The organism is Undibacterium sp. GrIS 1.2 (assembly GCF_040544435.1).
Classification (GTDB): domain Bacteria; phylum Pseudomonadota; class Gammaproteobacteria; order Burkholderiales; family Burkholderiaceae_D; genus Undibacterium.
Window position 1 is genome coordinate 25,047 of sequence record NZ_JBEONP010000010.1, and the last position, 12,524, is coordinate 37,570.

Annotated in this window: 13 protein-coding genes and 1 riboswitch; of the genes, 2 read left to right on the forward strand and 11 right to left on the reverse strand. The window is 48.1% G+C overall.

Translation table 11 applies throughout. The features are described 5' to 3' along the window. Positions 1 to 114: 114 nt before the first annotated feature. The 11 genes from cobU to AAKU61_RS06040 form a co-directional block, all read right to left on the reverse strand. Positions 115 to 669, reverse strand: a complete 555-nt coding sequence (gene cobU / locus AAKU61_RS05990) for a bifunctional adenosylcobinamide kinase/adenosylcobinamide-phosphate guanylyltransferase (RefSeq protein ID WP_354330488.1) — start codon at positions 667 to 669, stop codon at positions 115 to 117. After that, entirely contained in the window at positions 666 to 2,036 is a 1,371-nt protein-coding gene (locus tag AAKU61_RS05995; RefSeq protein ID WP_354330490.1) for a cobyrinic acid a,c-diamide synthase CobB, read from the reverse strand. Before AAKU61_RS05995 ends, cobU begins: the two co-directional genes overlap by 4 nt. A gap of 121 nt (positions 2,037 to 2,157) precedes the next feature. After that, positions 2,158 to 2,784: a cob(I)yrinic acid a,c-diamide adenosyltransferase gene (cobO, locus tag AAKU61_RS06000; RefSeq protein WP_354330492.1), complete on the reverse strand. Its 627-nt coding sequence runs from the start codon at positions 2,782 to 2,784 to the stop codon at positions 2,158 to 2,160. A 3-nt stretch (positions 2,785 to 2,787) separates the two neighbouring features. Then, on the reverse strand, positions 2,788 to 3,582 hold the full coding sequence (locus AAKU61_RS06005) for an ABC transporter ATP-binding protein (protein WP_354330494.1): 795 nt from the start codon (positions 3,580 to 3,582) through the stop codon (positions 2,788 to 2,790). Then, positions 3,582 to 4,610: a FecCD family ABC transporter permease gene (locus AAKU61_RS06010; RefSeq protein ID WP_354330622.1), complete on the reverse strand. Its 1,029-nt coding sequence runs from the start codon at positions 4,608 to 4,610 to the stop codon at positions 3,582 to 3,584. The genes AAKU61_RS06005 and AAKU61_RS06010 overlap by 1 nt, the downstream gene beginning before the upstream one ends. 241 nt (positions 4,611 to 4,851) lie before the next feature. Beyond that, on the reverse strand, positions 4,852 to 6,741 hold the full coding sequence (locus tag AAKU61_RS06015) for a TonB-dependent receptor domain-containing protein (protein WP_354330496.1): 1,890 nt from the start codon (positions 6,739 to 6,741) through the stop codon (positions 4,852 to 4,854). 105 nt (positions 6,742 to 6,846) lie between these two features. Beyond that, positions 6,847 to 7,119: riboswitch (cobalamin riboswitch) on the reverse strand. Positions 7,120 to 7,218: 99 nt separating this feature from the next. Next, entirely contained in the window at positions 7,219 to 7,575 is a 357-nt protein-coding gene (locus AAKU61_RS06020; RefSeq protein WP_354330498.1) for a PilZ domain-containing protein, read from the reverse strand. Between the two features lie 79 nt (positions 7,576 to 7,654). Beyond that, positions 7,655 to 8,221, reverse strand: a complete 567-nt coding sequence (locus AAKU61_RS06025; protein ID WP_354330500.1) for a histidine phosphatase family protein — start codon at positions 8,219 to 8,221, stop codon at positions 7,655 to 7,657. Beyond that, entirely contained in the window at positions 8,206 to 8,967 is a 762-nt protein-coding gene (locus AAKU61_RS06030) for an adenosylcobinamide-GDP ribazoletransferase (protein WP_354330623.1), read from the reverse strand. The genes AAKU61_RS06025 and AAKU61_RS06030 overlap by 16 nt, the downstream gene beginning before the upstream one ends. 27 nt (positions 8,968 to 8,994) lie before the next feature. Continuing rightward, positions 8,995 to 10,029 (reverse strand): nicotinate-nucleotide--dimethylbenzimidazole phosphoribosyltransferase, encoded by a 1,035-nt coding sequence (cobT, locus tag AAKU61_RS06035; RefSeq protein WP_354330501.1) that lies wholly within the window; start codon positions 10,027 to 10,029, stop codon positions 8,995 to 8,997. A gap of 321 nt (positions 10,030 to 10,350) precedes the next feature. Next, the gene (locus AAKU61_RS06040; protein WP_322118842.1) at positions 10,351 to 10,749 is read right to left on the reverse strand and encodes a diacylglycerol kinase; all 399 of its coding nucleotides are present in this window, start codon (positions 10,747 to 10,749) and stop codon (positions 10,351 to 10,353) included. A 253-nt stretch (positions 10,750 to 11,002) separates the two neighbouring features. On the opposite strand from AAKU61_RS06040, the gene AAKU61_RS06045 reads away from it, so the two are divergent. Continuing rightward, positions 11,003 to 11,611, forward strand: coding sequence for a hypothetical protein (locus AAKU61_RS06045; RefSeq protein WP_354330503.1), 609 nt, complete (start codon positions 11,003 to 11,005; stop codon positions 11,609 to 11,611). Between the two features lie 129 nt (positions 11,612 to 11,740). Further along, positions 11,741 to 12,523: an IclR family transcriptional regulator gene (locus tag AAKU61_RS06050; protein ID WP_354330505.1), complete on the forward strand. Its 783-nt coding sequence runs from the start codon at positions 11,741 to 11,743 to the stop codon at positions 12,521 to 12,523. Position 12,524 lies beyond the last annotated feature (1 nt).

Consider the following 12,524-nt stretch of genomic DNA (forward strand, 5'->3'; position numbering starts at 1 on the left):
GTTATTGGCGTTATTGGCGTTATTGGCGTTATTGGCGTTATTGGCGTTATTGGCGTTATTGGCGTTGTTATTGATATTGGTAACATTAGTGATATGGAGTTAAAGAAACCGAGTTTAATTTCTTGATTTTAAATGCAACGGCAAACCTGCGGCGACCCAGGTCACTTGTTCGCACTGCGCGGCTACGGCTTGATTCAAGCGCCCTGCCTCATCAACAAACCAGCGCGAAATTGCACCTTGGGGAATGATGCCCATACCGACTTCGTTAGTGACCATAATCACATCTCCGGCGCAAGTCTCCAAGGCTTTTAAAAACAAGCTACGTTGCTCGGTAAAAATATCCGGCGGCGTAATTTTTCCGACATCAGGATAGTCGATCTGCTCGGCAAATAATAAATTCGATAACCACAGGGTCAGGCAATCTACCAGAATGAGATTGTCTGCTGTGCTGTGCCGGGTGATCGCATCTGCAAGTAATAAAGCTTGTTCCACCGTCACCCATTCAGCCGGGCGCTGTACCTGATGGTGTGCAATCCTGCTCTGCATTTCGGCATCGCCCGCTTGTGCAGTGGCGAGGTAAATTACTGGTTTGCCAGAAGCACTTGCCAGGCGTTCGGCATAAGCACTTTTACCCGAACGGGCCCCGCCAAAAACCAGAGTGCGCGTCATATCGGCTCTCCTAAAAACAGATGGGCAATGGCGACTGGATTTGATGGGAAGTAAGCGTGAAAATAAGAAGCATACAAATTACCGTCACGATAAATTGCCTCACCTGCCTCTTGATTAGCATGCTTTATCGTGTGATGTGCTGGCGCCAAACTGGTCTCAAAGCGCGAATAATGAAAAGTATGCCCGCGTAATTCACCATACTTACTCACCCATGCTTGCGCGCCCAAGGCCGCCAAGCGTTTTTGCATAACAACCTGACCGCGGATGATGCCTGCCATGTTCCAAGTGTTTTTTTGTGCGGTATTTTGCGGACTATTTGGCTGATCGTTCATTACTTCACTCGCCTGATAAATAAGCTTATCGGTCAATGCCATCATGCCACCGCATTCCGCCAGAATTGGCATTCCTTGGGCATGCGCGGCGCGTATCGACGTTTGCCATTGCTCAGCCTGACTCAAGGTTTCTGCATGCAGTTCAGGATAGCCGCCGGGCAGATATACCGCATCTACATCTGGCGGCACGGATTGATTTGCCAGCGGTAAGAAGAATATTATCTGTGCGCCCAGGGCTTGCAGACATGCTAGATTGGCGGGATAGATAAACGCAAAAGCAGCATCGCGGGCGATCGCAATGATCTTACCTTGCAAAAGCGCCGGTGTTTTTTCAGGCGAGATTATTTGCTCAAATTGCGTCAGTGGCAAAGCATTCCATGCATCCAAATCCAATACCAGCTGATCGGCTTGCGCATTTAAAATTTGTTCGATTTGTGCGACTTCATCAGGTAAGAGCAACCCTAAATGACGCTCGGGCAAAGCTTGTTCTTGGCGTGGCAAGCTCGCCAGCATCGACATCGCAGGTACCGGAATTTTTTGCATCGCGTCAGCCACCATCCGGGCATGCCCTACTGATGCTACCCGATTAGCAATCACGCCGGCCATCGGTACCGGACCAAAATCACGCAACCCCATCACCACAGCACCGACGGTTTGCGCCATCGCAGAAGCATCCACCACCGCCAGTACCGGCACACCAAATGCGCGTGCCAAATCGGCTGAAGAGGGATTGCCATCATATAAACCCATCACGCCTTCAATCAAAATCACATCTACCTCAGCCGATGCTTGTGCCAGCATGGCTTGCGACGCATCCAAGCCGACCATCCATAAATCCAGCGATAACACTGGCGCACCGCTGGCACGTTGCAGCATCATGGGATCGATAAAATCTGGACCGGTTTTAAACACTCTCACCCGCTGCCCCAGTTTCACCAACTTACGTGCCAATGCCGCTGTTACCGTGGTTTTGCCTTGACCAGAAGCGATAGCGGAGATGAGGACAACGCGAGCGGAAGTGGTGTGTTTAGTCATGGAATTTATGTAGATCAGAATTAACGTAGATAAATATACTCATATCCAGTATATTTTATTGTCCAAGTAATTACTGGACATCTGTCCATTTATATAAAAATAGATGGGGAGTATATGATTTTTACCACTCAATCCCGGCTTGCGCGACGATACCATCTTTAAATGCATGCTTGACGACTTGCATCTCGGTTACGGTATCGGCTACCTCAATCAGTTCCGGCAAAGCACCGCGCCCGGTGATGATCACGTGCTGCATTTCTGGACGAGCATCGAGGTCGGCAATCACTTGTTGCACGTCGAGATAATGGTATTTGAGCGCAATATTCAACTCATCTAACAAGACCATACCAATTGCGGGATCACGCAAAAACTCTTGGGCTTTTTTCCAGGCAAGCTGGGCTTTTTCAATATCACGCTCGCGGTTTTGGGTCTCCCAGGTATAACCTTCGCCCATGGCATGGAAGCTGACTTCCTCTGGAAAACGGCGTAAGAAAATCTCTTCGCCAGTCGACATCGCGCCTTTAATAAATTGCACCACGCCGACTTGCATACCATGCCCCATCGCCCGCATCACCATGCCAAAACCGCTAGAACTTTTGCCCTTGCCATTCCCGGCATTAATCACTACAACGCCAGTCTTACGCTGTGCGGCGTCGATCTTTTGATCCATCAACTCTTTTTTACGCTGCATGCGGCGCAGATGACGGGTGTTGATATTGTCTTCCGGCGTGTTATTTTCTTGATTCATGATTTAGTGTCCGGGTAAAAAAATAGTCTGCTCACCATGCTGTACTAATTCCAGCGGATGACCGAGACAAAGACTGAGTTTGTCGGCGGTCATAACATCATCGACGGCACCAGCCAGCCAGCGTCCGTCACCCATCAACAATAAGGCGTGAGTGGCGACCCGATGTGCCAGATTAAGATCATGGCTGACCATCACGACCGCCTTATTTTGCTCATGACATAAGCGGGAAAACAATTGCATCACGCTGACCTGATGCGCCAAATCCAGCGCGTTGGCGGGTTCATCTAACAACATTAAATTGGCATCTTGCGCCAGTAAAGCAGCGATCGCCACGCGTTGCCGCTCACCACCGGACAAGCTGCGTACATCGCGCTCTGCCATGTCGGCAACATCGAGTGCCTGTAAGGCTTGATGCGCCAATTCCAAATCGCTAGTTGACTCCCAATAATGCGCGTCATGATAAGGATGGCGGGCGCTCAATACGGTTTCGATAGCGCTATAACCAAAGGCATCTACCCTGCCCTGTGGCAGAAAGGAACGTTCTTTTGCTAAGTCTGTGAGGGACCATTGCTGGATTTTTTTATTTTTAATTGCGACATTACCCTGCTCGATGGCACGCATGCCTGCTAAGGTACGCAGCAAGGTACTTTTGCCGGCGCCGTTACGTCCGATGATGCACCAGCACTCACCAGTATTGACTTGCCATTCCAACTCCGTCACCAGCACGCGCTTGCCGACGGATAGATGCAAACCGGTTGTACTTAATAATGTTTGTACTGTTTGGAGAGCTGCATTCATCAGCGCACCTGCTTTCTTAACTGATGCAGTTGCAGCAAAAATAGCGGCACGCCAATAATGGCCGTGATCACGCCAACTGGCAATTGCTGGGGTGCGACCACTGTACGTGCCAAGGTATCAGCCAAGACTAAAAAACTACCGCCCGCCAGACTCGCAGCAGGAATCAATAAGCGATGATCTGCGCCCCACGCAAAGCGGCAGGCATGCGGAATAATCAATCCGACGAATCCAATACTACCGGCGCTGCTGACTGCGCTGGCGGTCAACAAAGCCGCACAGAAAAATAAGGCCTGACGTAATTTCCCTATATTGATGCCCAAGGTCATGGCGTTATCTGCATGCATGGCGGCGACATTAATTGCCCGTGCCATACGTAAGGCAAATAACAACACGACAATCCAGATCACCCAAGGGAAGATCCGTGCGTCGGCATTGGATAAATCACCGATCATCCAAAACACCATACCGCGCAAACGACTATCTGGCGCGATGGACAACATCAAAGTAATCACGGCACCACAACCAGCCTGAACGATCACCCCCGTCAACAATAATAAGGGCGCACTACCGTCAGAACTACCACTGCCGCGCAGATCGCGATACGCTAAAAGAAACAGCAAAGCCGCGACAGCAATCGCACCACCAAACGCGGCCAAATCGACTAGCCAGCTCATACCGATCAACAACATAACGGTCAGTGCGCCAACCGATGCGCCACCAGAAATACCCAGTACGTAAGGATCGGCTAATGGGTTGCGCAGCAAGGCTTGCATCAATACACCAGCCAAAGCTAAGGTCGCGCCGGTAACAAACCCGAGCATCGCACGGCTTAAACGTAGCTCTAATAAAGTCGCTGCAAGGGTTGATGGCTTGCCGTTCAATAGTTCTAGCAAGCCATGGAATAATTCTGAAAAAGACAGTGAGACTGAGCCAGTCACACAAGCAATAGCGATGCTGGTGAGCGACAAAAAAATTAAAATACCAATGATGCGTGAGGCGCGCCAGGAATTAGGTTGTTTGTTGGTAATCGCTGAAGAAGCAATGCCGGAGCCGGAAGAAGTAGCAAGAGTCACGGTCCGCCTTATGGAAGAAATCGACAGGAAAAATCTGTCACAATTTGCCGTATTGGCATAAGTTGCATATCGAGCTGTACATCAAGCTGCACATCATATTTAAACTCCTTGCCCATCTCCTGCTAGCAAAAAATGGGCAAGGGAAAATTAATTTATTCCACGCTTAAATTTAACTTAATTTAAGCTGAATGTAGATTTACTTAAAACCGTAATTCACGCCAACGAATACATTAGAACCAGCTGTTGCATAATTTTTAGCGAGTTCATAATCTTTGTTCAGCGCGTTGTTCCAGCGGCCAATCACAGACCAGTTGTTAGCGACGTCATAAGTGGCGTACAGGTTTAGCAAGCTATAACCGGCTAACACTTTTTTGTTCGCTACATCGTCAAAACGCTGGCCAGAGAATAGCGTTTCTACGCCCAATTTGGTTTTACCCAATGCGTATTCAGCTGCCAGACTACCGTGTTGCTTAGCACGACGCGCCAGACGCAAACCAGTTGTGTCATCTTTTGGATCTTGCAAATCCAATGATCCGCGCAATGTCAGATCACCCAGATGAGTAGAGCCGCCTAGAGTTAAACCAGACAAAGTTGCCTTGTTGACGTTATAGGCGCAACCATACTGATGTGTCGATTGTTGGACCGGACAAACATTGGCATACACCAGTAAATCTGTCACTTTATTGGAGTAATACACGGCGCTGAACTGCGTCATATCATCTTCGTAGAACATCCCGATCTCGGCATTTTTTGCCTGTTCTGGTTTGTTAGTTGCGATGCCATAACTTGGGTAATACAGTTCATTAAACGTCGGTGCACGGAAGCTAGTGCCGTAACTTGCATTCACACGCAATGCATTGGTTAAGCGATAGCCGTAAGCAATACTGCCAGTCGCTTTAGAACCGTACTGTGAACTGTCATCGTAACGCACGCTGGCGCTGGCCAGATGAGCATCTTGCTTAAACACATAAGAGCCAGCTACCGAATTGGTCGTACGTTTGCCCTCGACTTCTACTGTAGTACCGTTCACTTTCTCTTCGCGGTGCTCATAAACTAATTGCAAAACATCCTTGCCAAGCATGATGTCATTTTGCCAGTTAAAGCTGGTCTGGGTCGTGTCAATCTGGCTTTGACCATAGGAGGCATCTGTAAAACTTTTATCTGCTGTCTGTGCCAGTTGCACAGTGCTGAGCCAGTTAGGCGCGATGCGGTTTTTGCTAAACACGGCTAAGGTTTCCAACTTTTGGATGCTGCGATCATCGTAGCCAGGACCTGCATCAAACTGGGCACTCAAACGACTTTGCAAGAAAGTCAGACCCAACTCGTGTCCCTTCATAAGCTCATAGCCCAGACGACCACTGACGCTGTCTAAGGTGTAGCCATCTTTGTCTGCGTTGTAGGAGTGCGGACCTGCGCCTGGCTTGGTTGCGGAGAAACCATCAGCCTCATCATGAGCTGCGTTCAGGGCAAAACTGAAATGATTGTCGGTCGCACCAGAAACACCGGCGGCCAATTTCTTCAAACCGTAGCTACCCAATCCTGCTGACACTGTCGGGGTAATAACAGAACCACCTTTTTTAGTGAAAATCTGTATTACGCCACCCATTGCATCAGCGCCGTACAGACTGCTTAAAGGGCCGTAGACAATTTCGATACGCTCAATTTGCGCCAAAGGAATTGTCGCCCAGGTAGCGCCGCCAGTAGTGGAAGAACCGATTCGTATGCCATCCACTAACACGACGTTTTGAGCATTGCCTGCACCACGGATATACACAGAAGCATTAGTACCAGCACCGCCGTTTGTCGTGATTTCTACACCACGTTGTTGTTGCAGTAATTCAGCGACAGAGGCCGCGCCTGATTTGGCGATATCAGCAGCAGTAATTACTACGTTATCAGCCAATACGTCTTTAGCTGCCTGCGCCTGACGGCCAGCAGTGATAACAACATTCGCGGCGTTGTTAGCATTATCGGAATTCTGTTGACTCGCATTGGGCTGAACAGCCGATTGAGCAAAAACAGAAGAAGAGGAAAAAGCAGCGGCCACAGCAAAGCTGATGGCGAGCGGTTTGAATGCAGAGGTCATGATCACAATTGAAAAAGGGGCAAGCAGCCAACGTCCCCGCAGGCTGCATGAATACAAAGCATCATCGGCATTCACCAACGCTCATCAATGAGCATAATTACGGATGACACTTCACTTATTCTGGCCGGTATCCGGGCTGACAAGCATCACCTTTCGACCTTCCCATATCTGTACAAGACATAGTGGTATTTGCGAGAGGCTGGCTGTATTGATCAGATCATCGATCTAATGATTGACATGATTGAGTCAATCTCGATACAGCGCTTGTTCACCGTTGCGGGGGCAGCACACGCTTGCAAAAATCAAACTTTGCATTGTGTTTCCCGTTTAACCGCAGACATGGACATGTCTGCGAGCACCAAAACTTCGCCATTCTAAGGCGATAGCGGTTTTGCAGCAAGCTAAAGGCGGGGTTTGATAAAGTAAGTTGTCCTAACTAGGACAAGAAATTACGTTTATTGATTGAGACTCTGCGATTTAGACGGGGTGGTGAATTGCCGTCGATTTAGATATCCAGGCATCAATCAATCGCTGGTGAAGATCAGATAATTCATTAAATTTAACTCCAACGCGATAAAAATCACCGGTCAAAATAATGTGTTGTATGAGCGCCTTGCAAGGAACTTTGAATTGCTCTTTTTTGATTACATCGATGCCCGGTACTTCCATCATGATTTGATATTCGGCATTGACTTCCAATTTTTGTGGGCATTGTAGCAATACGCCACCCGTTGAAAGATTCACGATTTTTGCATGCATTAATTGCCCACTCGCCAGCTTGATTACCGCTCGCCAAGTGACATTCACCCTGGGACTTTTACGTAGTTCTATCATTAATACATTCCTTGCTGAGCCGGCATGTTTCAGCATTAACAATTCAATTAGTATGATTTAATCAATTTTAACATTGGAGTTAAACCTCACATTCGCCTAGTTGCAATTGTTTGCATTCGCCAAAACCTATCGTTTGTGGATAGCTCTCTACCCGTTTTGCTAAAGCAATAGGATCGATTGCAAGCTGATATGCCAACATTAAACGCATCGTACCTGCGTGACATACTACTGCAAGATGCTGTTGTCCTGCATTCATCATTATGTTTTTTACATCTTGCAGAAAATGTATCACGCGCGTTGCCATCTCTATCACGTTCTCTGCACCACCGGGTCGGTAATTACTGACATCAGCAGCCCAGGCATCAATCTCTGCACGCGGAATTTGATCCCAGCTCTTTAATTCCCAATCACCAAAATCCATCTCCATCAAACGTGGGTCGAAAACAGGCGCAGGATGCATATGATTTGCCAGCAGCGCGCATCGTTGTAAAGGGCTGGAATAGACTGGAATATCCGCAGGTAATGCGGCTCTTAATGCAGGCAATACCAATTGACATTCAACCTCTGAACTAAGGATGTCAGAACACCCGTAACAAATACCGGATGCGATCTCAGGCTTGGGATGACGGATTAGATAAAGCTGCATAGACCGAGATAAAACGCGACTTCGGACAATTGCTGCACCGCGCCCAGACAATCACCGGTGTAACCCGCAATCCTGCGCTTGAACAGACGTGCCAGCCACCAACTTGCCAGACATAACAAAATGGCGCCTAGCAGAAGATTTTTTAACGGTAGCAACTGCGCATAAAATAAAGCCAGTGCCGGTAAAAAAACGGTGGCGCAAGCGACTACTAATTCCAACCCCGACATATGCTGCGCTAAGGGTTTTGCTTTCCCTTCCAACCGCGCATAGTCCATCAAAAAAATCAGACTGCAAGATGCCAACCGTGATAGAGGATGGGCGACTAATAATGCAGGGATCACATACGACGCAGGCATGCTGGCAAGCACGCTCACTTTGGTCAGCAGCATCATGCCAATACCGATCGCGCCATACGCGCCGACCCGAGAATCCTTCATGATTTCTAACACGCGTTCTGGCGTCATGCCTCCGCCAAAACCATCGCAAATATCGGCAAAGCCATCTTCGTGAAAAGCACCTGTCAACATAATGCCCGCCACGGTCGACAAAACAACCGCCACCAACTGCGGCAATACCAGGGATGCCAAACCAAACACCGTCGCAGTGACCAAGCCCACCACCCACCCAACAGCCGGAAAATAACGCGATGCCTGATTCAACCACGCCGCCTCAAACCCGACCCAAGACGGAATCGGGATACGCGTAAAAAATTGCAAGGCAATAAAAAAGAGGCGGATTTGATGCATCATTGTTTTACAGTAGCGCGGCTAATATCAGGATTTTTCGCTGACTTGGGCTGATTCAAACGTCGCCATCTGATTCATAAAATTGACTGCCGCTTGCACTAACGGATACACCAAGGCGGCACCCGTACCCTCACCTAAACGCAAATCCAATTGTAGCAAAGGACGCGCCTCTAATGCGGCCAGCATCTTGGCGTGTCCGCTCTCGTCCGAGCAATGGGCGAAGACGCAATAATCGAGAATAGCTGGCTGCAATCTGGCCGCGACCAATAATGCGCTGGTCACAATAAAACCATCAATCAGTAAGACCATGCGACGCTCTGCCGCAGCCAGCATGGCACCGACCATCATTGCAATTTCGAATCCACCAAAGCAGGCCAATACTGCCAGAGGATCACTCTGGTTGCCGTGCAATTTAACCGCATCTTCAATCACTTGTTGCTTGCGGCGGATACCTGCTGCATCCAACCCAGTACCAGCACCGACACAATCAGCAACAGGGATGCCGGTCAGTTGATGCATTAAAGCAGCGGCGGACGTGGTGTTGCCTATACCCATTTCGCCAAAACCAAGCACGTTACCAGGCAAAGCAGCGACGATCTCTTGGCCGTTCTTCAGCGCCGCCAAACACTGTTCTGCCGACATCGCGGCTTCTTTGGCAAAATTACGCGTGCTGCCAGCGATTTTATGATCCAGCAAACCCGTACGCACACCGAAGTCATGCTTGACACCGGCATCCACAATATGCAGCGCAATCGCGTTTTGTCGGGCAAACACATTGATCGCAGCGCCCTCTGCCAAAAAGTTTTCTACCATCTGCCAGGTGACATCTTGCGGAAACGCGGAGATACCTTCCGCCACCACACCATGATCACCCGCAAATACAATAATCGCCGCTTGAGTCAGCACAGGTTGAGTGGTTTGCTGAATCAATCCGATTTGCCTGGCGAGCCGCTCCAACATACCAAGACTGCCCAAAGGCTTGGTTTTATTGTTGATGCAAGCAGTCAATGCGTCAGATAAAGCAAGATCGTGAGTTGAAGTTATGTGAGGAATATGGGTCATGGTAGGCAGTCGCGATAAGTAGGCAAGCTGGTTAAAGATAGGTGATTCTGAATCTGCCTGAAGCAACCCGGCGTGTTGAACTCAGGTTCTGAAAATTTGGCTAATTGGCGAGTTAATAGATAAGTAAATAGAAAAAGACTACTTATTTCCCTCATAAATATACTATATACTCCTATATAGTATATTTTCATTTCCCATATAATATTTGGACGATAGGAACCATTTCAATAAAATTGAGGGGAGTATATGATATTTGTGCCACCACACACAATTATTGAGTCTAAATATCTGCTAAATATCAGCGTACCGGTCTAGTAGTAATCAGTAGTAAAAGCGGTTAAATAAAACTACGCCCCAAGTGCCCACCGAGATTAAAAAAGTCAGTAGCACAGCAGCGCTACCAAAGTCTTTCGCGTTTTTAGACAAGGTATGACGCTCTAGCGATACCCTGTCCACCACTGCCTCGATGGCTGAATTAATCAGCTCCACCACCAAGATCAACAGCAAGCTGGCAATCATCATCAGCTTCTCAAACGACGACACCGGCAACGCCAGCGCAACGACGATGCCAATGACGACCAAGACCAGTTCCTGTCGGAATGCATGCTCATTTTTCCAGGCCGATTTAAATCCATCAATCGAATAAAAAAATGCGGAGAAAATACGTTTAAGACCGCTCTTACTTTTAAATTCGCTAACGGCTTGTTCTTGATCGCTCATGAATAATTCCTGAAATGGCAATGGGGAGTAATGGATGAAAGCTAATGACTTACAAACAGAAAACAATAGTCGCGCCGATTTTAACAGTACATTGCGACAATGTATTTCGTACTTAGTGTAAAAGTTTGACGTGATTACTTGATAAAATGAAAATTCTTTTAGTCTTGTGAGAACCAATCTAAGAGGACATGCTCAAATAGCGGCAAAGCTCAAAATATGCTCTAAGCATTCTTCACCATACCAAAACCAAAACATGGCGATTGCACATAAAATTCCTCAGCACCTGACCACCATCGCCCTCATCCTGGCAGCGCATGCAGCCCTGATACTGCTGATACGATTTGAATTGGTGCGAGCGCCGTTGCAAAGAAATGTACAGCAAGCCGCAGTCACTTATATCGATCTGAATTTCGTTCAGATAAAACCTAAGACACCAGCTAAAACAACGTCGCCAGTCATAGCGAGCAAAGTCACTAACACTAAACCGGCAGATACCAGCAATCGTCCAAAGCTGGCGACAGAAGATATGCGCAAGCCACAGACTACGGCAGCCATCACACCACTAGCAGAGCTTACTTCGGCGGACAAAATAACTACGTCAACGAATGATACGCATGACACACATCTAGATTTAGACAATATCAGACAAACTGCCAGAGAAGATTATCGCCGTGGCAAGCGCAGTGAAATCGAAAAAATGCAGCTAGGTTTTGCGCGTGATCAAAGCGTAGAAAAACAGTTCGGTGAAAAAGTAAAAAAAGCGGTGCGGAAAGATTGTCGTAATGCCTTTGCAGGAGCTGGTCTGCTTGCGGTGATTCCAATTGCGTTGAGCACTGTTACTGATGTTGGCTGTAATTGGTAATTATTGGCCTGTAATCAGACCGAGGCGGATCAAAAATCGTTGTCAATTTACCTCGACTTAGACTGCCAATTTGCTGACTTGCTTTTCACATTATGGTATAAAGAGCTATTGCAATGCACCAACCATAATATGAAAAACGATACGCCCGGCTCAGAAAAAACCGCCATTCAAGTAATAGAACGTCTGGTATCGCTACTAGATGCCTTGTCTCGCTATCAAGACCCGGTAAGCTTAAAAGAACTTGCCATCGTCACTGGTCTGCACCCATCCACCGCACACCGGATTTTGAATGATCTGGTCACAACGCGTTTTGTAGACCGAGCCGAAGCCGGTTCTTATCGACTGGGCATGCGACTTTTAGAGCTTGGCAATATCGTCAAAAGTCGTTTAAACGTGCGTGAGGCAGCGCTGGAATTTATGCGTACACTACATCGCCAGACGCACCAGACAGTCAACTTGTCTGTGCGCCAAGGCGATCAGATTGTGTATATCGACCGCGCCTTTTCAGAGCGCTCCGGCATGCAGGTGGTACGCGCAATCGGCGGCAGAGCACCGCTGCATTTGACCTCTACTGGCAAATTATTTTTATCCCTGGACGAGCCAAAAGCAATCCGTGCTTACGCGACACGCACAGGCCTTGCAGGACATAACAAAAACTCCATCACTGATTTACACAAGCTAGAAAAAGAACTTAGCGACGTACGCGACAATGGTTATGCGCGCGACAATGAAGAGCTAGAGTTAGGCGTACGCTGCATGGCAGCAGGCATACGCGATGACAGCGGCAAGATGATTGCGGGTCTCTCGATTTCCGCACCAGCCGACCGCTTGCAAGAAGAGTGGCTGGAGGATTTGATTACGACAGCAGCGCAAATTTCCGAGACCTTGGGCTATGTTAAATCGGAAATTTAAC